This window comes from Desulfomonile tiedjei (assembly GCA_016212925.1).
Classification (GTDB): Bacteria; Desulfobacterota; Desulfomonilia; order Desulfomonilales; family Desulfomonilaceae; genus JACRDF01.
This window is the reverse complement of sequence record JACRDF010000021.1, coordinates 1-23267: the sequence shown is the minus strand read 5'-3', so window position 1 is coordinate 23267 and position 23267 is coordinate 1. Positions and strand designations below refer to the sequence as shown.

The window sequence follows — 23267 nt, the reverse complement described above, 5'->3', positions numbered from 1 at the left end:
TTGACATCCTCATATTCCCTGATCAAGAACCGGTACTTCTGGATGTAGTTCCTCTTTATCGTCTGATCTTGGCTGTTGATTCTCATGGACTTATTACCCCTGTCTGAGGATACCTCGTCCACGAATTATCTAACATCTACAGCAATGACAACTGTTGGCAATGTTGTATTTTTTATGGTGAATCGGCATGACATGCGAGGTGTGGCCTTTGTCCCATAGCCATCGGGCTCCAGCGAGGAGCTGTACGGGGTCATCTCTTCAACTTCCTGACCCACCGTGAACGGTCCAAACGAAGGAACCCAAACCGCTGATAAAGTGACGCCGCGCGGCTGTGGGCCGCATCAATTTCCAAGTCTATCGCGGCAATCGCAGCTTCCTCTGCCCGCTTTATGACAGCGGCCACCAAGGACGTGCCGATGCCCCGGTTCCGACAATCGGGTGTGACATAAATCTCCTCAAGCCACCCGACCGGACCGCAATGTTCCACACTCAGAATGGTGGCTACATAGGCAACGCCGACAACTCGGCCGCCGGCTCGCGCGACCAGGAGAAAACCGCGCGACATGTCAGCGACCACATCTGCCAACACACGTGCCAGTTGTTCCGCAGAGGAGTCAATACCGTGCCCTCGAAGCTGCTCGACCAGAAGCCGCGCGCATTCTAAGCAGTCGTCGGCTGAAGCTGGGGCGATGGAAAATGTTTGCATAACAAATGAGTTCCTTCAAAGAATGCCGAGCCAAATCCCTAAATCCCGTATCGTCCGGGCGCAATTACCTGGTTCGGGTCGACAGCCTCCTTGATTGTTTTCATTAGATGGCGGTAGCAAGGGTTGCATGCCAGGATCTTTTCCATTTGAGGCGTGCAGCAGCGGTACTGCTGGTAATGGTCTCGCTCGATGAGTTCACAAAGTTGATCGTAGGTTCTTTGCGCTCGCTGGGTCTCTTCCAGGTTTTTTTTGTCAAAGATCAGCGGAAGGATCACAAAGAAAGTCCTCGGATTTGGTTGAATCAGCAGTATGCCTGCCTCAAATCCATTGGTGGCGCAGATTCTCTTAATGTCTTCAATAAGACTTTGAAGGTCGTTTCCTCTGGCAGGTAGGATCGGGGCAAAGAAAATGAGTCCGCACCCATCGCGGGCGGGATCTAAGTCCTTCGCGGGCTGGCGGTCCTTGTTCTTGAAATAGGCTGCGGCCAAAATATTCTCATTGGGTTCGCCTTTGAGAATTGGATACAACGACAGCAAGGATTCTATCATCTCAGTAGACACCTTGCCGAAGATCAACTGCGTTAGGGACTTCAGGCACCGGAAAAGCGCACCTCGGACACCGGGTTCGCGCACGCCACGAACCACACGGCTCAATATCCTTTGTGAAGTCTCCCCAAAGAAACGCAGTCGAGCCCGTCGCGGAAGGTGCCTAAGCATCTCGGCTTTATTGGCTTTAACCTGTCGCGACGTACCGTACACGCCTCCGGCAAAGGTCCAGGAAGCCAGTCCTTGGTCTGCAGCAAATTGCTGAATATCTGTTTCACTCAAGAATTGCTTTCCGTTGAGCAGATGGGCTGGATACTCGAAAGCGCGAGCCAATACTAGGAACTGGTTGAAGCCGTGGCAACTGCTGATAATTCTTCGCAAAGCCAGCTCTCGAAGGGAGTCAATTACCGGGGCAAGATCTGTGGAATCAAAGATCTCAACGACGAACATTTCGAAAGCTTCGGGTTTAGGCATCAGCCACAGACCTGCTTTGGTGACCAGCCCCAAATTGGATTGAGCGAACAGACCCTCAACAAAAGGCCCCACGCCCCATTTATAAGTGTGCCGGGTGGGGCAATGTTCGGGCAGGCCTCCGGTGGTGATGATTTCTCCGCTAGGGAGGACAACTTCCATTCCACACAGATTGCCGAAGTGGTCCCCGTACGGTGTGTATCCAACGCCTTTATCCAGGGCATTGCCGATGAGACTTCCGTCCGGCGATGAGTCCGTAGAATCTATCCACAACCCGGACCCTCGGCTTTTAAGATGCTCGTTGAGCTGCCCTTGACTCACGCCGGGTTCAATAACCGCGTAGCAAAGCTCTTCATTGACCTCGTGAATACGGTTCATTCTGCGGAGAATGACTATCAAGGCCCCTTCTTGCAGAGCAAGCACGGTCCCGTAGCCCCAGTTGTGTCCGCGGCTGAAGGCCCAGAGTGGGATTTTAAACTCATTGCAGAGTCTAACAATGCAGGAGACTTGTTCGACGCTTTCAGGCAGGGCAACTGCGCCGCAGGTCCGGGACCATGGAATCGTACACCGGGAATACAGTTCAATGGCCTCGGGCGAGTGCAAAATGTTTTCCGCGCCGCAGATTTCAATAAGGCGTTCTACTAATTCTGTTTTCATAGGTAGCGCTCCTGCCGCTTGTATTCTTGATAAAGAATACCGGCCTACCAGGCAAAGGCTAATTCCCGGAATGCGTGATGGTTAAAGCGCGATTAGTTCATCCGTTCGAGGATTGCCCGGAATTCCGGCAGGTCTCGGATGGTTGCGAACACCGGGTCGCGACCTGCCTTTTCTGGGTTGGCATACCCTTTTTGAACCGCCTCGTCCAGGTATCTTATCGCCTCATTCCTATTTCCGGCCAGCGCATACATCCCCGCGAGGTTGTACAGATGGTTGGCGTTTCCGGGCTCGGCGTTGACCGCTCGTATCATCCAGGGGATAGCCTCGTTAGTCTTCCCCGACATGACAAGAGCTAGAGCGTACGGCGCCAACAACGGTTCTGCTTCCGCGTGTTTTTTCAGAGCGGAACCAAGCAATGCCAGGGCCTGCTCTGTGCGGCCCCCTTCGAGGTGAATCATTGCCAGATTGGCGTCGGCCTCGGCCATCCCCATTTCAGTGCTGCGCAAACGCTCATAGGTTGCTTCAGCTTCTTTCTTCTTCCCTGCACGATGGTACGCGGTGGCAAGACCAAACATCATCTCGGTTTCGTTACCCGAAAGCTCTGCTGCTTTCTCGTATTCGCCAACGGCCTGATCGTACTTGCCGTCATCGAGCAGATAACTACCCATCATTTTGTGTACTTCCACGTCGTCCGGCAGTTGCTGAGCCACTCGTTGAAGAGCAGCTCTGGCTTCAGCTTTCTTGCCTGCCCATCGAAGCGTCTTGGCAAGGTTCAAGTCCCGCAGGGCAAAGAAACTAGTATCGAGAGAGTTCATTGCTCGCGTGTATACGGCCTGCCGCTCGTCCGGGGTTAGCTTCTTCGACGGCTTGAACAAGCCCTTTTCCGCAAGCGTGTCCACGATGGTTTCCGCCAACAATTGATGCAGCTCAATCGTCGGGTGTACGTGATCGAGGAAACACTCATTGCCGGGAATGCCCGTCCTATCACCGAGTTCGGATGCCTTCCGCTCCAGTGCTTCCGCGAAGGGTATGAAGACAACCTCTTCCTGGCGAGCGATCGTGACGATCTGCTCGTCGATGTCCGAAATGCACCGCAGCGGGCACACATCGAGATCCCTAGCTTTGACGAAGTTCGCCTTAGCGTCGGCCGCGCGGCCAAGTCCGAGCAAGGCCTTCCCCTTCCAATAGTAGCTTTCCGCGTACAAAGGGTCTCTGACCAGAGCCTCCTCGGTTACGGAGAGCGCCTCCTGAAAATGCTTCTCTGTCACCAGTTGAGATGCTTGAGAAAGGCGCCGGGTAACTTGCCTTTTGTCCGCGGAGCCCAATCCCGCGGAATGCTCGGATTTAAACGGTGAAAAGTCCTTGATGTTCGAGGGCGGTTGAACTACGACAACCGGCACGCCAGCCTTCCGGCAGAGCAATATCATGGCTCGCAGATTGTGCGCGAAATGCTGCACCACCCCCCGAGAAAACTGTTCATCGCGATGGTAAAGCTCTGTTCCCGCGCTCCGATCCAGGAGGGTAGTGGCTTCCTCCTTAAGCACTGATTTTTCAGGTTTGGCCGCTGCTTTGTCTTTCGCACCCGCGGGCAAAAGTGGAACGATGAGTCTCTTCAGCGCCTGATAGATCCTCAAATCCTCCAACAACGATCTCAGGCTGACAAGAGAGCCACCTTGCTCGAACAACCCCGAATAAGTCCTGCGTTCCAGGAACTCGTTGTGGCCGGTGTAAATCACCATCAGATCGGGTTCGTACTGCAATGTCTCCTTGATGAGCGGAACAATGCGATAAGAAGCGTATGAAATTCCTCCCGCGTTGATCACTTCGAAATTCTTCTCGGGAGACGACGCCTTGAGTAAGTCCTCCAGCCATCTTGAAAACGAAGATCTTGCATCGAAGGGGTGACCATACGTTGTAGAGCCGCCAAAGCAGAAAACCCGCATGGTATTGGGTCGTTTCGGCACTGAAAAGGATGCCTGATTGAAGGCTTTGAGCTTGTAGTCCGCTGTGGACGCAATCCCCTCCTTGACCTCATAAAGTGGCTTGGTAGCCGAGAATCCCACATAGGGGTCTTCCGCCGGGTCCATGGTAGGAAGATCCCAGACGCGAAGGATGGCCTCCAGGACCGCAAAAAAAACGAGGCAGACTAAGAGTCCGAACAGAATATCGCGAATTACGGCCCTCGATTGCTGTCCTCGTCCTTCAGCCGGCTGCAAGGTCTTTTTGTCCAGCGGATCTACAGGAGACGTATTCTTACGTTTCCTATTAGATTTTCGTGATTGGCTCATTGTGCAGTGGGTTTATCCTAATGGGTTGTTTCCTTAACTCCGCAAATCATGTCTATGCCGCCGAGACACGAACCCCGTCTTGTTTCCGGACGGAGCCCAGCTTTGTCATTAGGGGGCGTGAAATCCCGCTGCCAGGGGGAAAGCAATTTCATTCCTGGTGGGACAGGCATCTTGCCTGTCATCTCCCCAGACAGGCGAGACGCCTGTCCCAACAATCAGGATTGCCGGTGTCCGTTGCCCCTTGAAATGCCTGTCTGCATCACAGGCTCATCACTTCCTTCCCATCTTTTTCCTGATTTCCTCCAATGGAAAGCGTACGGTCAGCGGTCGCCCATGGGGACATGTTTCCGGTGCACCGGTGCGGTCGAGGTCCTTTAACAAGGACCTGATCTCCTCGGGCTGCATGCCCTTGGTTTCCTTGATTGCGGCGCTGCACGCCATTTTCTTGAAAATCTCTTGCTTGAGTCGTTCCGTGTCACCTCGCAACCCTGTGTCAAGCATCACTCCAATCAATTCGTTGAAAAAGGTTTCGAGCTTTGAATCATCTATCCAGCCAGGCACGCCCTTGACCACAAAATCCCGTTCGCCGAACTCCTCGATTTCGAAGCCTGCGTCTTGGAGGACTCTCAAGTGAGCCGCCAGCGCCCTTGCTTCCACAGCTGAAAATTCAATAATCCTTGGTATCAAGAGGCCCTGCGATTGGAATCTGTTGCCGCTCTTTTCCGACCGGGTGAGTTCATCGAATAGCAGGCGCTCGTGAGCAGCGTGGTGGTCCATGATCACAAGGTCTTCGTCGCCGAAGAGGACCACAAAGGAGCCCGGCAGTTTGCCCAAAATTCCCAATGACGCGAACCTGCCCGGGTGCTCCTGTGGGCTCTGGGCAGGGGCCTCAACACTGGATGTAGCCGAGGGCGCAGCCGGCACATGCTCTTGCAGCGGCTCTTCCGGCAACCTTTCATCCTGAAGGTGTTTCGACAAAGAGGTTGTGGGCGGGCGAGGGAAAATGGACTCACGCTGAGGCTGAGCAACATGGAACGGCGAACCCATCAGGGTCTGGTGGATTCCATCGAGGATGAGCTGAGACATCAGGCCGGGTTTGACGAAGCGGACCTCCGCCTTCTGAGGATGCACGTTCACATCCACCTGATCGGGCGGCACCTCGATGAAGAGAATAGCCAGGGGAAACCTGCCGCGCTCGATAAGATTTGCAAACGCCCTATTGACCGCGCTGTTGACGAGCCGGTCTTTGACAGACCGACCGTTCACGAAGGTAAGCACGGACCGCATGTTGGAACGAGCATACGGCGGCCGAGCTACGTATCCGCGCAATCTAGCCTCGTCCAGGCTGTAATCTATCTCCAGCAGGTTCTCTCGGACGTCCTTGGAGTACAGGGAATGGATCCGCTCGAACGTGGATTTCACGGCCGGAGCGTCCAGCTTGACTCTTCCGTCTTCCGAGTACACGAAACCGATCGACGGAAAAGCCAGAGCAAGCTTGGTCATGAGTTCTTGTATATAAGCAGTCTCCAGACCAGGCGCCTTCAGGAATTTCCGTCGCACAGGCACGTTGAAGAACAGATTGCGAACTTCGATCAGGGTCCCTCTTCCCATGGCAACGTGGTCGGACTTGCGGAGGACACCTCCTTCGATCAAGATCTCGGTGCCCGCGGGCTCGGACGCGTCTTGCGTCACCAGCCTAAGTTTGGAGACGGACGCGATGCTGGCCAGCGCTTCCCCCCGAAAACCCATGGTTGACACGCCCACAAGGTCCTTCTCGGAACGAAGCTTGGAAGTGGCATGCCTCTCCAGCGACAAGAACGCGTCGTCGTGGCTCATCCCTGCGCCATTGTCCCGGACTCGGATCAGTTTCTTCCCGCCGTTTTCAATGTCCACACGGATAGAAGCCGAGCCTGCGTCGATGGAGTTCTCCACAAGCTCCTTCACCACCGAAACCGGCCGCTCAACCACTTCACCTGCGGCTATTCGATTGATTACGTGCTCGTCGAGGACTCTGATGTTATTGGCCATAGCTTTCGCACCGATTCGGGGTTGCGGAAATCACCTGTGAGACGTGTTAGGAATAACGGCTGCCAAAATCCCCCTTACGCCCATAGGCGTAAAAATAACAGGCCTCTCGAGTTTATGAGCCCCAGAGGGGCTCAATGATAGTAGCCCGGCAATTCATTGCCGGGTAAACGAGGAGCAATAATTCGATTCTGCGTTCCCGAGGGCCGCCCGGAGGATCCTTCCTCCGGGCGGCCCTCGGGAACGCAGAAGGTTCTCTTGGCCGCTCATTCCCGGCGATAAATCGCCGGGCTACTATCGGGATGTCCCTCCGGGACAACAGCTTATTGTCTCCTTCGGCGAATGGGGAGAAACCCTCGCCTTCAGGCGAAGACTTCATTACGTACACCGTGCATATGCGCGCCACAAAATGGAAAGGTGCCGCTGATACCGCCGCCGGTCCTTGGGCAACGGGGACCGCCGGATTCATCAGGTGGAGCGATAAGACCGCCGAAGCCACCGCCTTCAGGCGGTGGAGCATTCACTTTAACGCCTATGCACCCTTACCCCCCTTTGCTAAAGGGGGGCTGGGGGGATTTGATGAAACAGCCCTTCAGGTCAAAGGCCTTCTACGTTGACCCGTATGATCTCACCTTGGCATCAACTGGGCTCGAACAGGGCCTTCTGGTTACCGGGGAAGCGTTTCTTGAAATGTTCGAAAGCCTTCCGCGTCGCCACTCTTCCTCTGGGGGTGCGGTCCACGAAACCTTCCTTAACCAGGTAAGGTTCGTACACGTCTTCCAGGGTATCCCGTTCTTCGCCGATTGCCGCTGCAAGGGTTTCTATGCCGACAGGGCCGCCGTCGAACTTCTCCAGTATGGTTTGAATAAATTTCCGATCCATGTCGTCAAGGCCCACGAAATCCACGTCAAGCATTTCCAGGGCTTTCATGGCCGTTTCCAAATCAATCTTGCCCGTCCCCCTCACTTGGGCGTAATCCCTAACCCTCCTGGTCAGGCGGTTGGCCACTCGAGGAGTCGCTCGTGAGCGGCGTGCTATCTCCAGTGCCCCTTCATCATTTATTTCGACTTTCAGTATGGCAGCGGATCTCTTGACTATGGCCTTCAGTTCCACATCGGAATAGAAATCCAGATGGAACATGATGCCGAACCGGTCCCTGAGCGGATTTGTGAGCAGGCCGCTTCTTGTAGTCGCTCCGATCAATGTGAACGGGGCTATATCGAGCTTGATGGTCCTGGCGCTCGGCCCTTGCCCGATGATGAGGTCCAGCTTGAAGTCTTCCATCGCGGGATAAAGAATCTCTTCCACTATTGAAGGGAGTCGGTGGATTTCGTCAATGAACAGGACATCCCGGTTTTCCAGATTCGTGAGAATTGCGGCGAGATCGCCTGATTTTTCCAGAGCCGGGCCTGATGTCGTCCGGATCTGAACGTCCATTTCTCTGGAAATTATGTGAGCAAGCGTGGTCTTACCCAACCCGGGAGGCCCGTGAAACAGGATGTGGTCCAGGGCCTCTTCTCGTTCGGAGGCTGCTTGTATGAAGACGCTCAGATTGTCCTTGATCCGCTCCTGGCCGATGTACTCGGTGAGCTTGCGCGGGCGGAGACTTCTGTCGACTTCATCGTCACCTCTTACCGGGTGACCCGTGATTATGCGTTCATCGGTCATTAAGTGTTTTCCTGTAATCCATTGCGGTTGGTGACGGATTTAGCACAAGAGTTCTCGGAGTGGAAGTCAAGATCACTTTATCACAACAAGTTGATCCTGGTTGAAAGTTCTGCGAGTCCGTGATAGTCAAGACGAAAGGGATCGATTTTCAAAATATAAGAACTGCAATCGCAAGAGCCGTGTGGGGATTTCAGACGGGCACTTGGCCTTGGCCGTGAGATGCTGTGCAGCCGGCGGAAAAATATACTCGAAAAATTATGAAGATAGCGGAGGGACTCACTCATGTCGGGTCACAATAAATGGAGCACTATCAAGCACAAGAAGGGTGCCGCGGACGCAAAAAGGGGCAAGATATTCTCCAGGCTTATCAAGGAGATAACCATTGCAGCTCGCATGGGAGGAGGGGACCCGGAAGGCAACCCGCGGCTCAGGACAGCTATTAACACGGCCCGCGCTGCCAATATGCCCAAAGACAACATCGAAAGGGCCATCAAAAGAGGCACGGGTGAAATCGCCGGCGCCGCGTATGAGGAAGTGATCTACGAGGGTTACGGTCCAGGTGGTGTGGCCGTGATGGTGGAAGCCCTTACCGATAACAAGAACCGTACCGTGGCTGATATAAGACATATCTTCGATAAATACAGCGGCAACCTCGGGGAGTCAGGCTGCGTGGCCTGGATGTTCCAAAAAAGGGGTGTAATCGAGCTGGCCGCGGCAAGTCTCACAGAAGATGAAGTGATGGAACTCGCTCTGGAGGCAGGCGCACAGGACGTAAAAGCCGAAGGGGACACCTTTGAGATAATGGCAGAACCCGCAGATTTCGAAGCAGTGCGCGGCGCGGTAGAAGCCAAGGGATGGCAGATCGAATTGGCGGAAATCACAATGATCCCGCAAAACACCGTAAAGCTTGAAGGCAAAAAAGCCGAGCAAATGCTAAAGATGATGGATGCTCTGGATGATAACGACGACCTTCAGAAGGTCTCTGCCAACTTCGATATATCCGAAGAGGAAATGATGCGAGTCTCTGCGTGACCGCGGCGACTCGATTCCGTTGGGAATGTCGCCTGTCAGGTCATTCTCATGCACGGATTGCGGTCTCGGTTCTTGGCCTCACCCTCACTCGCTTCTCTATCTCCGCTGCCTTAGCATCCTTGGCCACTTCCAGGTCATACCTTGCTTGAAGGTTCATCCAGAATTCCGGGGTGGTCCCGAAATACCGGGCCAAGCGCAGGGCTGTGTCCGCGGTGATTCCCCGGCGACCGGCAACAATCTGATTTACCCTCCCCGCGTCAACACCGAGTTCTTCCGCGAGCTTATTCTGGCTCAAGCCAAGCGGCTTCATGAGGTCTTCGTACAGGATTTCTCCAGGATGTATAGGGGGCAATCTCTTTGCAGCCATGATTCGCTCCTTCAATGACCTTGACCACATGATATTGAAAAGCTTTTCGGCCTCTTTGTCCCTGAAACTTCTCATCATAATCGTAATGTATCGCGCTATACACCATGAGACAAACGGAGAGACGAAGAGATCCTAATGTCACAGCATTTCTCTAAAGTTTTCTCGGAATGGCAGACTTCCGTCGTCCCGGCGGAAGCCGTGACCCAGTTCCTCTTGGATTCCGGCCTGCGCCGGAATGACGGAAATAGGGATCATACCAACTCCCATGGCGGCGAGCGCCACAACGAAATATGAAAACGCCTGTAGCGCCGTCCCGCGCTGAACGCGGGATTGCCGGTTGTCTTCGAGGCGTTTTCATGGGAATGCGCTTTCTTACAAGTGAAGATGGCGGGCATCCCGCGTCCCGCGGGACCGCCACCGCATTATGGTAGCGGCCGGCGTCCCTGTCGGCCATTCCTAATGTCACTTCGTTGAACGCTCATTGGTATCAGACGAACTGGCAGTGGCACGCTCCAGGCCATCGGACGCTGATTCCCGTAAACCACCCACGTGTCCAGGATTCCCCGAAGGGGGAGTACCCTGAGTAGTCCCGCGTGGCGCGGGACTACTCAGGGTACTCCCCCTTCAGGGGAAGGATGTGGGCCGATGCTATTTTCGCGATTAGTTTCGAGAACTGCTTCAGTGTCTTGAAGGCTGGTAGAATACGGGCGAGACCTACGGGAAGCGTCCCACTAGACGCAGGATTCGGGTTGCGGGGCTGTTTTCGCGCGAACGGTGCGGTTCGCTTCGCTCACCAAATCCTCCGCGATTCCCATACCAGTCAAAGTGCGATCAAGACAAGGGCAAGAGGAAATGACTTTACTCCCATTCTGGGAGTGAGTATCATGAAGACCATGAGAGTCATCAAGCGAAAAGTCCTTAGGGATTTTTGCGAGATCCATCCACAAGAACGTGAGCCGCTCCTGCATTGGCTCCAACTGGTGAGGGTAGGACAGTGGGAAAACCCTATTGACGTGAAAAGGATTTTTGGAGCAAACATTGACTTCGTGGCCAATAACAGAGCCGTTTTTGACATCAAGGGGAATGACTATCGCTTGATTGCTGAAATCAATTACAGGAGGAAGATCCTTTTTGTTCGCTTCCTAGGAACCCACAAGGAATATGAAAAGGTTGATGCAGGCACAGTGAAGCTGTACTAGCGATGGAGATATTTCCAATGAATATTAAACCGATACGCACCGAAAAGGATTACGAGGCCGCGTGCAAGAGAATCGATGAGATCTTCCAGGCTGAATCAGGCACACTGGAAGACGATGAACTTGAGATTCTCGCTACGCTAGTGGACAAGTACGAAGAAGAACAATTCCCGGTCGGGATGCCAAACCCTATCACTGCTATTGAACTACAGATGCAAAGCCTGGGTGTTTCGCGGAAGGATTTGATGGCATGTCTTGGCAAGAGCAGCGGCAGAGTTTCTGACATTCTGAATCGGAGGAGACCTTTAACACTCAATGATATTCGTAAATTGAGCGTTTTGTTACACATCCCTATTCAGGTATTATCGCAGGATTACCCCGTGGAAAAAGCCAGGGAGCCCAAGACTGACGAGGACATTTCATCTGCGGTTTCTGCATAGAAGCTATGGGTGCTTCTGGGCTTGCAGCTCATTAACAGCACGTAGGATGCGGTTCGCTCGCTCGCCGCGTCCTACCCGGGTTTTCTTTGAGCGAGGAATTCCTTCCAGAGTTTGTATTCAGGTTCTGCTGGGGTTCCCCTGGTCTTCCGCCACTGGACGAATTCCTGGTAAAACGAGAGAAACTCACGCCATGTGCCGTTGGCCGCGAGGGTCCTCTTCCAATCGGGATAAAGATCTTCATCTGCGAGCATGTATTCTTCCAGGCCGAATTCAGGGAACAATCGTTGAAAAGTCTTTCGCTTTTTCTCTTCGGTCAGTTCCGCGGTTTTCGGTGTCCCTGAATCCGATGCTACAGCGGGAGGCTTTCTTGCCTCCAAGACAGGGCCACTCTTCTGTTGGGCAGGATGTGATGAAGGTACCTGTTTAGCTTCAGGAAATTCAACGCCGAGGAGCACAAAGAACAGCATTAGCAGAAATACCAGACCGTTCTGGCACATGTGTATCAAAGCGGTAACCTTTATGGCTTTCGCTTTCGACTTCTTCTCCCATTCCAAGAAACACAGAGAAAAGACGAAGAACAGCCAAGCGGCCGGCAGGCCCAATCCAAAACCGGGTTGCCGCGCATGCAGCGCACCCCAGACGATCGCGGAGGCCAAGCAAACCCAGAGTGTTTTCCGAAAAATTCGCTTTAGAATGGCCAGGCCCCACCACATCAGGACAGTTTCCACCCACGGGGCTATGAGGACCCCTCCTATAAAGAAAGCCATAAGAGACATGTCCGGAAACGTATCTTCGTAACCCAGCACTGCGAAAGCGCATGATATTATCGCGGAAATCAGGAGGCTCGGGATGAGAGCGACAAGCCAGGCCCGCCAGACATAGCTCAGTATTGGTTGATCCGTGTTGCGCAAAAATCGGAGAATATTTTCGATGTATCGCCGAAAGGCGTCTATCATGCGGCTCGAACGATCGGAAAAAGACAAACCGTTTGCTGTCTGCTCCGCTTCTGTCATCGCAACCCTACCCAATGCCCGCCGGTCTCACCGAGGCTGGTTCTTGCAGATTATGGGACAATCTAGCCGCAACTGGCGGGCACGGCCCGCCCTACGATTGGGAAGGACGCTTCCTGTAGGGCGGGCCGTGCCCGCCGCAAAAAAATGACGGTTCGCAAGAACGTGGTTTGAATCCGGGGGCTTTGACAATAGCCCGGTAGCGGTTCGAACAACAATTCCGGCAACCGATATAAATGACTAGGCTGGTTTGTCGTGGAAGGCAAGATACCACATTTACTACAGTTTTTTCAACAATTGATTGGCCGCGGTCAGGAGAGGGTCCCAAACAGGGGTGAAAGGCGGAGCATAAGCGAAATCGCATTGGAAGAACTCCTCCACGGTCATGGCCGCGTGGAGAGCGACTGCCACCGAGTCTATTCGATGCGCAACTCCTTCCTTGCCCACCATACTTGCACCGAGCAATCTTCCGGTAGTCTTGTCTCCAACGAGATTCATGTGAATAGTCTGGCTGCCCGGATGGGCATGAGCCCTGGAAGCGCTCTGAGTGTATTTCTCTACAGCATCGAAATCGGCCTCTTGGGCCTCCTGCAGGCTCAAACCGGTCCGGGCCACTTCCAGGTCCAGCACTTTGAAGACAGCGCTTCCGGCAATACCCTGGAGTTCCACGTTGCCGCCGGTCACGTTGTCGCCTACAGCCCACCCGCCGCGGTTGGCCCGCAATCCAAGAGGTACCCATACGCGACGGCCGGTCACCACGTGAAAAGCATCCGCACAGTCGCCCGCAGCAAAGATATCAGGGTCCGAAGTGCGTAAGGTCCGATCGACAGCTATGGCTCTCGATGGTCCAAGCTCAAGGCCGGCTTCCGCCGCGATCCCGGAATTGGGCTCAATGCCCACGCCCATCAGCACCATGTCCGCGAGGATCTCGCCCTTGTCCATGATCACCTTGAGACCGCCATCCAATTGTTCTATGGCTGTAAGCCTGACACCGAAATGAAGAGCGATGCCTTTGGAAATCAGTTCATCCATGACAATCCGGGACATTTCCTCAGGCATCCAAGTCAGGAGACCTGGCCTGGGCTTTGCCATTTCCACCTGTATTCCGCGTGTATGAAAAGCCTCGGCCATTTCAAGGCCGATGTACCCCATCCCTATTATCAGAACGCGTTTCACATCATGGGAATTCAGATAGGCCTTGATTGCTCTGCCGTCCTCCAGCGACTTGACCACTTTAACGCCGGGCAAGTCCCTTCCGGGCACATAAAGCTTCGGAGCATTCGCGCCTGTGGCAATCAAGAGTTTGTCATACTCGACCTCGAATTCCTGCCCGTCGGAAATTTTGCCCCTCACCTGCTTGCGGCCGCGATCTATCTTTTCGACCCTGTGCCCGAGCCTCAGGTCGATACCCTGTTGTTCCCTGAATACTTGCGCGTGACGCACCACCAAATCGTCCATGACGCGGGTGGGGTCTGCCACGTTGTATGGCATTCCGCACGCGGAATAGGAAACGTCCTGGGTAGCTTCGAGGACTATGACGTGCAGGTCCGGATCGTTTCTTTTCGCTCTGGATGCGGCGCTCATTCCCGCGGCGTCACCACCGATAATTACAAATGCCATTTTCTCCCCCGTCCGCGAAATATACGAAGAGGCTCATTGCCAGGGGCGATATCATTCCGTCGAGCAATAATGGTGTTGAAAAGATTATAGACCAAGAGACAGGGGTCCGAAAGCATATAGTTGATCGCGAAGGCAAACACGGATCAATTTGGGTGTGTTCCGCCAACACGGGACGCTCTCATTCGGGCAAAGCTTTTGCGAAAAACCGAAGCAGCCGCTTCTGTGAAGCGATGTTTTCCGTATCGGGTGCCACGGACCTGGGTCTTACCAGGTCCGTGCTTCCTGCCAGTTCCATCGCCACGATAACTCGGAAGATTTCCAGCTTAACCGTGCGATCGGCTCGCTTTTCAACTTGGTGTTCAGTGCGGAGGACAACCTTGTTGTTTTGCAGGAAAACCGGCACGGACCTGACGGAGCCCAGGTCCGTGGCACCCGGGAGTCAATCCGTGATGACCTTCGAGACCGCCTATAGCGAATGCCCCCCGGCCACGTCACTTCATCAGCTCCTTCAGAGCCACCCTAACGGCCTGAGAAAGTGTGGCGTCGGGGCTCGCTCCCTGTATGACTCTCTGCGCCACATCCGTGGCTATGCGTTCCTTGTATCCGAGGTTTACCAGCGAAGAAATCAGGTCGTCGTGCAGAGTAGCCGCCGCGGATCTTTCGGGAGCAGACGCGCCGGGGAGGCCCATTTTGCTGACCTTCTGTTTAAGCTCCAGGACCATTCTTTCCGCGGATTTTCTTCCCACGCCGGGTATGGAAGTCAACGTATGGACGTTGCCTTCCAGAATAGCCTTCTGAAAACCAGTGGGCGATATCCCCGACAGAATAGTCAAGGCAGTCCGCGGACCTATTCCGTTGACAGTCAAGAGCATCTCGAACAGGAGCTTCTCGGCCCTGTCCACAAATCCGTACAGTTCGAGATTGTTTTCTCTGAGCGCTGTGTAGACGTGCAGGAAAACATCGCCGTTGTCTTGTAAGGACTCCAAGGCAGACAGCGTGACGGCCACGTCGTAGCCCACACCTTGAACGTCCAATACCAAGCGGTTTATCCCTCTGAACAACACTTTTCCACGCAAAGCCGCTATCATGAACCGACTCCGTTATTTCGACAAATATGGGAATGATACAGTGCCATGGCAAGCGCATCGGCCTGATCGGATGACTTCAACGAGGCCAAATTCAGGATCTTTCCGACCATGTACTTCATTTGGTCCTTTTCAGCTCGGCCATAACCCGTGAGCCCTTTCTTGATTTCCATAGGGCTGTATTCGTAAAGCTCCATTGAATGAGCTTCGGCCAAAAGCAGGATTACTCCTCGAGCTTGGCTTAATTTCATTAAGCTCTGGCTGTTGTTGGCATGAAACAGGGACTCCACCACCATTACTTCCGGCTTGTATTTCCTGATCACGTCGTCCAATTTTTGGTAGATTTCCCATAAACGCTTGGGCTGCGGGGAACCCGTCGAGGTGCGAATGACGCCGCTGGCCACGTGTACTGAATGCGAGCCGTTTTTTTGGATGATTCCGTAGCCTGTACAAATGCTACCGGGATCCACGCCTACGATGGTCATTTCCAGTCCTTGATGTGTCCTACGCCATGATGGACAAGTGGCACTCCGTCTTGGCTCTACGGTTCACGGTCCCTACAAAACCGCCGAGGCACAGCCCTATGCAAGCCGACGGATCGAGCCGCGCATCTCTATACTATTGATTGAAAGATCTTTCCAGGGATTTGTCTTCGCTGCTGTAATCATTGAGTCTTTCATGTGCGGACTCTCTTTTGGGAAGCAGGCTTTCCGAGACTGCCCCAAAATCGGTGGCCGGAGGATTTCTTATGTACTGCGCGCTTCCGAGAGGGAAGGGACTTTCTAATCATCATTAGTCGTGGTAAGAAAGACTACGTAACGGATTAAGACTCTCTCAAAACACTTGGACATCTTCGCGCTTTTTTTGGAACATGGTTTCGCTGGCTAAGGAGGTGTCATGGCTCAAAGCACGGATCTCCACGCCGTGGATCGCGACGCGGTCATTGAATTCCTTCGTAAGACCCTGCCGTTTAACGAGCTGGATTTGACCACCCTTCAGCACCTGGCAGAAAAATGCACCGTAGATTTCTACCCTAAGGGGACTCTTGTCCTTCAGCAGGATATGAGCGATGTGACACACCTGCACCTAATTTCGCGAGGAGCAGTAAGAGTCTATCTCACGGACATGGACAATGCCGTAACTCTCAAGGATTTCCGTGGGGAAGGGGGGTACTTCGGCGCCTTGGGAATCATCAGAGGATCAAAATCCAACCTGAATGTGGAGACCGTTGAGGACACTTTTTGCTATCTACTGGAAAAAGCTGCTTTCCTGGCACTTGTTCAGGACTATCCTCGAATCGCGCAGTACTACCTGAAAAGGTTTTCCGAAGATGTGGTGGGCACGGCGTATGCGGAATTGCGCAGTCAAAAGGTTGGGCCCAGGGCCCAAGACGCGTTTTATCTGTTTAGCCAGGAAGTCAAAGAAGTCATCAAACGCAAACTTGAAATGATATCCGGCGATGAGACGGTTCAGGGCGCTGCAACTTTGATGTCGGAACTCCAAATTGGGTCCCTGTTGGTCCGAAACCAGTCCGAAGAAGTAGTGGGAATAGTCACCGACAAGGATTTGCGTGCCAAGGTTGTTGCAGAAGGACTGGATTATCAGACCCCAGTGTCCAAGGTCATGTCATCCCCGGTGATGAAGATACCTGCTCATGCAGTGTGTTTTGATGCTCTGCTCCAGATGATGAACCAGAGCGTGCACCACCTTGCCGTGGAGCAACAAAACAGAATTATTGGCGTAATCACCGCACATGACATCATGGTTCATCAAGGGACTTCTCCTCTGTATCTCTTCAGAGAGATAGTCGCTCAACGGAAAATTGAAGGGTTGTACGACCTTTCCCACAAGGTGTCGCTCGTTGTCCGGTCTTTGATCGAAGAGGGCGCAAAGGCCAACAATATCACGCGAATGATATCGGTCCTCAACGATCATATTGTCAATCGTATCCTCACGCTGCTGCACGACGAGATGGGTCCTGCTCCCTTTTCTTTTTGCTGGTTGATGATGGGCAGTGAAGGACGCAAAGAACAGACGTTCAAGACCGATCAAGACAACGCGCTTATATACGAAACACCCACGGACGAGTGGGAGAGAATAAAAGCGGCCAAATTATACTTTCGTCGGTTCGGCAACAAGGCCATCGAGCACCTTGCCGCGTGTGGCTATCCACTGTGCAAGGGCGAGATCATGGCGTCCAATCCTAAATGGCGCAAACCGTATTCCGTCTGGAAGGGATACTTCAGCCGTTGGATCAGTGCACCCGAACCCAAAGAGGTGCTCCATGCCACCATCTTCTTTGACTTCCGCACGGGGTACGGCCACAGAGCATTGGGCGAGCGACTGCGGGACTATCTTGCCTCGGAGATCCCGAATAAGGGGATCTTCTTGATGCATCTGGCCAAGGATTGCCTGGCCGGCAGGCCCCCGCTCTCTTTTTTCCGCAACTTCATTGTGGAGAAGGATGGAGAGCACAAGAATCGCCTGGATATCAAGACCAGAGGCTTGGTGCCGATTGTGGACTTCGCTCGCTTGCTGGCTTTGCGGCATGGCCTGCGTGAGACCAATACCATGAGCCGCCTGCAATTACTGGCCGAGGAAGACCACATCCCTCGGGAATTGTACAACGACGCACGGGAGGCCTATGAATTCCAGATGCAACTCCGGCTGGTCCACCAACTCAGAATGATAGAAGAGGGCAAGGCGCCCGACAACCATGTGGATCCGGCTGAGTTGACCGACCTGGAGAAACAGACGCTCAAGGAGGCCTTTGCCATCATCAATAAAATCCAGGGGTACATCAAGACGGAGTTTCGCGTAGTCGAATGATTCGCTGTCCAACTGAGAAAACACGGAAACCCCGTGCGAGGCCGGGTCTCCGCAAACGGAAATATTCCCGTCGGAATGAATGTAGCTGTCATTGCGAGGGCGCAGCCCGAAGCAATCTCCATTGGTGGGACGGGCTTCCAGCCTGTCTAATAAAATGACCGGCAATCCCGCCTTCTGCGCGGGATGGTCCCACCGAAGACGAGATTGCCATCCAGTGGAACGCGGGATTTTACTCCTGGCAATGACGCCGGTCTAGCGAGTTGTTTCTTTGTCAAAGGACATAGGTCCGTTCGCAAAAAAGGCACTCTCCGCAACCCTTTTTGCCGCGCAGGTAAATTAACGTGACATCAAGGTGGTCATGGCTCTGGGCCCGCTCTCCGGCCAAACATGAGTTTCTCCGGCAAAACGAAAGCTTGTTTGCAAGTTTCGAGCAGGGCCGGCCGATCGAAGACTACGAATTCGTCTGCTTCGATACCGAGTTGACCGGCTTGAATCCCCGGCGGGACACAATAGTCTCCATAGGGGCGGTCCGAATCAAGGACCTCCGAATTGTGGTGGGAGACAACTTCTTCACTTATGTTCATCCGGAGCGAGACCTTCCCAAGGACAGCACCCTGATTCACCAGATCACACCGGAACAATTAGAAAATGCGCCGAAACTCGGCAGCGTATTGCCGGCATTCGTGGAGTTCTGTGGAGAGGCCCTACTTGTAGGGCACTACGTAAATTTGGACATGGCCTTCGTCAACAAAGCGATGCGTAAGGCAATGGGAGGAACGCTACACAACCCTTGTGTGGACTCCATGAGGTTGGCCCAGGCATTTCACGAACACAGGCATCGAACATACAACGGCCGCCCGATTGCCACTGCCTCCTATAATCTGACTCACTTAGCCGAAGAATTTGACCTGCCCCGTTTCACAAAGCATGACGCTCTGGAAGATGCACTACAGACGGCGTATCTTTTCCTTTTCCTGGTCAAGAATCTTCGAGCGGAAGGCTTCGTAACGTTGAAAGACTTCTACCGGGCCGGGAAGACGGGTCCACACCAGTTTTGATTTGTCCGCCGACGGGAAGGCTTCAACAATAGAAAAGGCCTAACGGAATGCTAACATGGTAAGCGCGATTCAAATTGACAATTTGGTGAGCCAGGGGTTATTGTGACCCCCGTGAGTCTGCCTCAGCCGGATCGCGTTGCAGGACCAATCGGCCCCAAACGGTGACATTTGTTAGTGGAGTCGGCTCCGGGGGCGGGATCTTGCTTGTGGTCAAAGAGCACCTCACCCGGTTTCCATACCCTTAATCTCAAATGCTTTCAGCCACGATGTGGTCTCGTGTACGCGTTGCTTCGGTGGTAGCGGAGCCTCAGCAAAGGAGAGACACGAGTGGAAAGGCGCTGTAGCCTAACCTCCTTAATGATTGTCGCTGTTTTCTCAACTGCGATGATTGCCTTTCTTTCGTACAGACCCATACTGGGATATTTCTTTACAGGCACGGATACGCTCACTCTGATCGAAACCAGCCGGATAGAAACCGCGGGGGATGTGTACAGAATATTCAGCCAGCCCCTTATGGCAGGGACTAGGTTTGTTGATGTAGCCAAGTTCTATAGACCCTTGGCCTCTCTGTCCTATAGCCTGGACTACTTCTTTTGGCATTTGGAACCGTTCGGATTTCAGTTGACCAACCTGAGCCTGCACATTTTGGTAAGCGTTTTGGTAGTGTTTCTCCTTCGCTCCCTTTCCCGGGGCGATGTCGCAGCCGCGTGGATCGGCGGGCTGATATTCGCCACTCATCCCATACTGGTAGAAAGTGTTCCGGCGATAGATCGCAGGCATGACATGCTCGCCGCGATGTTCTTGATAATGTCGCTTTTGGCATTTGTAAGATGTCGAAGACGTCGCGAGTGGGGCGGGTTCTTTCTCATACTGTCCATCGTGTCATATGTTCTTGCGCTGGCCGCCAAAGAAACGGCCATCATACTGCCGTTCGTACTGTTCTTGTACTCTCTCATTTTCCATGACGGATCTCACTCTGGGAGACGATTTCCCGATGCTGCCCGAGGAGTGGCGGGATTCGTGGCGGTCACACTGGCATACTTGGCCTGGAGGATTCATGTTCTTGGGGGAATAGGGGGTTACCAAGGAGAAGCCTCCATTAGTACCGGCCAATTCTTGCTGTGTCTGGCCAATATCGTCCACTCTTATTTTCAGGACCTGCTGTATCCCGCTGATTTCCTGGGCATCATTGACAGCCAGGCGGGCTATGGTCTCACGGTCCTTCTGATTTCGGCTTTCATTGCATACTCTATGGTTTTGTTTTGGCAGGCCGGGCAGAAAGGGGCCGCGGAGGCCTGTTTTTCACCTCGTAAATTGCTGCTGTTCTTGCTAGGCTGGCTGGCTTTTCCTCTTATTTTGTTCGGACTTACCCTGACGTTTGCCCATCGCAGCATGTACCTCGCTGCCGTGCCGTTCAGCGGGGTGCTGGCTCTTGCTATTGTCTGGAGCTTCAGGCAATTGCGGTCGTCCTTGGCGAATACCCAAAGCAAGTTTAAGTTCCGCCACGCCTTATGCGTTTGCCCGCGGTTGGGAGCGCTGGTGTTGGGCGTTGCCATATCTGGTTCACTTGTGGCGCATTCCCCGTTGGTACACCCATATAAAGCCTGGGAAGACAGTGCCAAGATCTCGTCTCTCGTTTTGAAGAAGTTGGCCGACGCGGCGCCCGAGCTTCCCAGGAATTGCGCGATTCACATGTACGATGTTCCGGACCGCATTCAGTCCTACCGGGCCAAAATCCCCCACTCCAAAGAAGTAGCTTTCCTACAGGATTACAGCATCAAGTCTTGGTTAGATTTGAATGTGCCCGACAACGCGTTGAGAATTATTATTCACAGCAGGTCCTGGCCCAGCAATTTTACGGGATCTTTAAACCTTACCACCAGAGTGCTGAGCCACAACAGCGTTTGGGCGCGCGTCACTCTCGGACAAACAAGGTATAGCCGGCTGCGCAGAAGCAACTATTACAGATAATGCTGTAATGCAGGCTGCCAAAGCTGCCGCGCGGGCAACCATACCATGGGCACGAGGAGGTATTGTTGGCCCAAGTCCGCAATAGGGCGTTCGGAGAATGCGGGTAATGTCCGGAAGAAGGCTGGAAGTTTACCTTTTCCTTCTCGCTGTCCTTCTGAACGGACTGAACTTCTTGCCCGTTCTTGACAGCCCTTACCTGGGAGACGACTCCTGGTGCGAGTCCTCGATCAGCGGGGCTGTGCAGCTATCGCAAACCAGCCTATTTGACATGTGCTGGAACGCTGAAAAGGACTTTATAAGAAGCGGGCGTTGGTACCCGCTGGTGATCTACTACTATCCGGCGTTCTATTATCTGGATCAAAACTTGTACAAGGCCGTAACCGTCTTGATGATTATCTGTAATGTGGCCTTGTTCGGGTACTTTGTTAAGCTCGTTACCTTCTCCACTTCCGCGGGGTTGATCGCGACCTTGCTTCCTCCGCTTTTTTGCCAACTTCGTACCTATCATGACCCCATACTTTCGTACTATTTCCTCATGCAACTGGAGTTCCTATTTCTGTTGGCGTCCCTGGTATTTTTCGTGTGGTACTTGAGAGGCTCGAAGAGACGCTTTTGGTATCTCAGTCTGCTCAGCTACACGGTTTGTCTGCTGACTTACGAGGCTTCTTACACTTTTTGGATTATGCACATTGCAGTAGGCTATCTTCATTTCGGAAAGCAAGCGCCGGGAAAAATCGCCCGCGCCGCATGGCCTTTCCTGTTAGTGGCTCTGGTAAACATGGGTGTTACTTTACTTATTCGTGCAAAATTCGGCACTCATTACGAGGGAGTCAGTCTCAATCTTTCGGTGGGAGATTGGGTGGCGACGTTCTTGAAACAGCTCGTTTCCGCTCTGCCGCTAAGTTACTTGTTGACTCACGGTTTCGAGGCCTCTCGGGAATTTGCCGGGAGCTATTTTCTGAAGGACCTTATAGCGGTTTGCGCGTTCTGGGCTGTTTTGTGGTGGCTTGTGTCCGATCATGCATTCGCAAAGGATCGAGTGCAAACGGCCAACGGCCGTGCCTCTTTAATTCTGCTTGGGCTGGGCTTGTGGATCTTGCCGGCCGCAATCGTGCCATTTTCCGCGAAGTACCAGAGAGAGCTTACTTGGGGCCTGGGATATCTTCCCGTTTACATTTCCTGTTTTGGTGTAATGATGGTGGCGGTGTTCGGCTTGGTATCCCTCTATTCAGCCGCCGGGAAACTCGGACAAAGGTCAAAGTTCGTCCTAACATGTGCTATCGCTCTTGTCGGCACCGTGGTTTGCGCTATCACTTACAGTGACAATCGCACGGTCATTGAAAAGTACAACATCGCGGAGCACTACCACAGGCGGATAGTCGAAGATGCCTTAAAAAATGGACTGCTGAGGCCCGTGCCGAATGGTTCATATCTGATATGCTCGCCTCCTGTCCGCAGTTGGGACAGTCCGGCGTTTTACCGCATGCATTCCGGGTTGACAGTGCAGGTGGTAAGACCGGCAGGCTTTGAACCGGACGTGCAACTGGGAAACAACTTGGTTGAGACCGCGTTCGCCGGCTATCAGGTGCCGGGAGCTTCCAGTTTCTACGACTTTCGCCGGAAAGACGCTAGAAATAGGACATTCCTGGGATATGAGGCCCAATTCAAAGGAATAGGCTGGCCTATTCTCGCTCCAGTGGTTGGCTCGACAAACGGGAAAGACGATACCAAAGCTTTTTTCATAAGATACGAGTCTAAATCGAGAGGATCGGGGTACGCTATTTTGGGTCGAGTAGTAACCATGAAGGCGGACAATCGGTCCATCCAAGGAGTGTCTTGTGGTGGGTTGTACGTGTACGTTGCCGCCCCTCGGGCTCATTCCTGTGCCAACGTCATGGTAACAGGCTCGTGGATCGACGATACCACTCTCAAGCCTGGCGATCCGTTCCGACTGACGGGAAAGGATCTGAAGCTGATTTCCAGCGGCCCTCACGGTAAGCTGTACGAGGCCTCATTCGCGGCGGGCAAGCATCTTGACGCAACCTCAGTGGCCGCTACGCTGGAAACCACGGACAACTAAAGCAGTTCGCTATTATTTCCGTAAAATACGTTTGTGAGCTGTCATTGCGAGAAGCGAAGCGACGAAGCAATCTCTCACCGCTGAGATTGCTTCGGGCTTGACGCCCTCGCAATTGTAGATGTTAGATAATTCGTGGACGAGGTATCCTCAGACAGGGGTAATAAGTCCATGAGAATCAACAGCCAAGATCAGACGATAAAGAGGAACTACATCCAGAAG

Annotated in this window: 16 protein-coding genes and 1 pseudogene; 7 read left to right on the top strand and 10 right to left on the bottom strand. The window is 53.3% G+C overall.

Features of this window, described 5'->3' with window-relative positions; genetic code table 11:
- Positions 1-250: 250 nt before the first annotated feature.
- The 5 genes from HY913_09565 to ruvB form a co-directional block, all read right to left on the bottom strand.
- Positions 251-706 (bottom strand): GNAT family N-acetyltransferase, encoded by a 456-nt coding sequence (locus tag HY913_09565; GenBank protein ID MBI4963510.1) that lies wholly within the window; start codon positions 704-706, stop codon positions 251-253.
- 38 nt (positions 707-744) lie between these two features.
- Positions 745-2379, bottom strand: a complete 1635-nt coding sequence (locus HY913_09560; protein MBI4963509.1) for an FAD-binding oxidoreductase — start codon at positions 2377-2379, stop codon at positions 745-747.
- A 92-nt stretch (positions 2380-2471) separates the two neighbouring features.
- Entirely contained in the window at positions 2472-4667 is a 2196-nt protein-coding gene (locus HY913_09555; protein MBI4963508.1) for a tetratricopeptide repeat protein, read from the bottom strand.
- A gap of 270 nt (positions 4668-4937) precedes the next feature.
- Complete coding sequence (gene mutL, locus HY913_09550; protein ID MBI4963507.1) at positions 4938-6695, bottom strand: DNA mismatch repair endonuclease MutL; 1758 nt, start codon at positions 6693-6695, stop codon at positions 4938-4940.
- Positions 6696-7331: 636 nt separating this feature from the next.
- Entirely contained in the window at positions 7332-8360 is a 1029-nt protein-coding gene (ruvB, locus tag HY913_09545) for a Holliday junction branch migration DNA helicase RuvB (protein MBI4963506.1), read from the bottom strand.
- A gap of 282 nt (positions 8361-8642) precedes the next feature.
- Here ruvB and HY913_09540 point away from each other — a divergent pair, with 282 nt between their 5' ends.
- A complete protein-coding gene (locus HY913_09540; protein ID MBI4963505.1) occupies positions 8643-9392 on the top strand; it encodes a YebC/PmpR family DNA-binding transcriptional regulator in 750 nt (249 codons plus the stop codon).
- Between the two features lie 46 nt (positions 9393-9438).
- Here the strand turns inward: HY913_09540 and HY913_09535 are convergent, their stop codons facing one another.
- Positions 9439-9759: a HigA family addiction module antidote protein gene (locus HY913_09535; GenBank protein MBI4963504.1), complete on the bottom strand. Its 321-nt coding sequence runs from the start codon at positions 9757-9759 to the stop codon at positions 9439-9441.
- 893 nt (positions 9760-10652) lie between these two features.
- On the opposite strand from HY913_09535, the gene HY913_09530 reads away from it, so the two are divergent.
- The gene (locus tag HY913_09530; protein ID MBI4963503.1) at positions 10653-10958 is read left to right on the top strand and encodes a type II toxin-antitoxin system HigB family toxin; all 306 of its coding nucleotides are present in this window, start codon (positions 10653-10655) and stop codon (positions 10956-10958) included.
- Positions 10959-10975: 17 nt separating this feature from the next.
- Positions 10976-11332: pseudogene (locus HY913_09525) on the top strand (transcriptional regulator).
- Between the two features lie 134 nt (positions 11333-11466).
- Here the strand turns inward: HY913_09525 and HY913_09520 are convergent.
- From HY913_09520 to ruvC, 4 genes are all read right to left on the bottom strand, one after another.
- A complete protein-coding gene (locus HY913_09520) occupies positions 11467-12408 on the bottom strand; it encodes a hypothetical protein (GenBank protein MBI4963502.1) in 942 nt (313 codons plus the stop codon).
- Positions 12409-12684: 276 nt separating this feature from the next.
- A complete protein-coding gene (locus HY913_09515) occupies positions 12685-14025 on the bottom strand; it encodes an FAD-dependent oxidoreductase (protein ID MBI4963501.1) in 1341 nt (446 codons plus the stop codon).
- A 491-nt stretch (positions 14026-14516) separates the two neighbouring features.
- On the bottom strand, positions 14517-15113 hold the full coding sequence (gene ruvA, locus HY913_09510) for a Holliday junction branch migration protein RuvA (GenBank protein MBI4963500.1): 597 nt from the start codon (positions 15111-15113) through the stop codon (positions 14517-14519).
- Complete coding sequence (gene ruvC, locus HY913_09505; GenBank protein ID MBI4963499.1) at positions 15110-15595, bottom strand: crossover junction endodeoxyribonuclease RuvC; 486 nt, start codon at positions 15593-15595, stop codon at positions 15110-15112. The genes ruvA and ruvC overlap by 4 nt, the downstream gene beginning before the upstream one ends.
- 412 nt (positions 15596-16007) lie before the next feature.
- Here ruvC and HY913_09500 point away from each other — a divergent pair, with 412 nt between their 5' ends.
- From HY913_09500 to HY913_09485, 4 genes are all read left to right on the top strand, one after another.
- A complete protein-coding gene (locus tag HY913_09500) occupies positions 16008-17939 on the top strand; it encodes a cyclic nucleotide-binding/CBS domain-containing protein (GenBank protein MBI4963498.1) in 1932 nt (643 codons plus the stop codon).
- Between the two features lie 341 nt (positions 17940-18280).
- Positions 18281-18997: a 3'-5' exonuclease gene (locus tag HY913_09495; protein ID MBI4963497.1), complete on the top strand. Its 717-nt coding sequence runs from the start codon at positions 18281-18283 to the stop codon at positions 18995-18997.
- A 327-nt stretch (positions 18998-19324) separates the two neighbouring features.
- On the top strand, positions 19325-20968 hold the full coding sequence (locus HY913_09490) for a hypothetical protein (GenBank protein ID MBI4963496.1): 1644 nt from the start codon (positions 19325-19327) through the stop codon (positions 20966-20968).
- 106 nt (positions 20969-21074) lie between these two features.
- Positions 21075-23048, top strand: coding sequence for a hypothetical protein (locus HY913_09485; protein ID MBI4963495.1), 1974 nt, complete (start codon positions 21075-21077; stop codon positions 23046-23048).
- Positions 23049-23267: the final 219 nt, after the last annotated feature.

Coding starts and splice junctions, on each gene's coding strand:
- ruvB (MBI4963506.1), bottom strand. CDS start 8,360: ATGACCGATGAACGCATAATCACGGGTCACCCGGTAAGAGGTGACGAT.
- HY913_09500 (MBI4963498.1), top strand. CDS start 16,008: ATGGCTCAAAGCACGGATCTCCACGCCGTGGATCGCGACGCGGTCATT.
- HY913_09515 (MBI4963501.1), bottom strand. CDS start 14,025: ATGGCATTTGTAATTATCGGTGGTGACGCCGCGGGAATGAGCGCCGCA.
- HY913_09535 (MBI4963504.1), bottom strand. CDS start 9,759: ATGGCTGCAAAGAGATTGCCCCCTATACATCCTGGAGAAATCCTGTAC.
- ruvC (MBI4963499.1), bottom strand. CDS start 15,595: ATGACCATCGTAGGCGTGGATCCCGGTAGCATTTGTACAGGCTACGGA.
- HY913_09485 (MBI4963495.1), top strand. CDS start 21,075: ATGTCCGGAAGAAGGCTGGAAGTTTACCTTTTCCTTCTCGCTGTCCTT.
- mutL (MBI4963507.1), bottom strand. CDS start 6,695: ATGGCCAATAACATCAGAGTCCTCGACGAGCACGTAATCAATCGAATA.
- HY913_09530 (MBI4963503.1), top strand. CDS start 10,653: ATGAGAGTCATCAAGCGAAAAGTCCTTAGGGATTTTTGCGAGATCCAT.
- HY913_09565 (MBI4963510.1), bottom strand. CDS start 706: ATGCAAACATTTTCCATCGCCCCAGCTTCAGCCGACGACTGCTTAGAA.
- HY913_09560 (MBI4963509.1), bottom strand. CDS start 2,379: ATGAAAACAGAATTAGTAGAACGCCTTATTGAAATCTGCGGCGCGGAA.
- HY913_09540 (MBI4963505.1), top strand. CDS start 8,643: ATGTCGGGTCACAATAAATGGAGCACTATCAAGCACAAGAAGGGTGCC.
- HY913_09555 (MBI4963508.1), bottom strand. CDS start 4,667: ATGAGCCAATCACGAAAATCTAATAGGAAACGTAAGAATACGTCTCCT.
- HY913_09520 (MBI4963502.1), bottom strand. CDS start 12,408: ATGACAGAAGCGGAGCAGACAGCAAACGGTTTGTCTTTTTCCGATCGT.
- ruvA (MBI4963500.1), bottom strand. CDS start 15,113: ATGATAGCGGCTTTGCGTGGAAAAGTGTTGTTCAGAGGGATAAACCGC.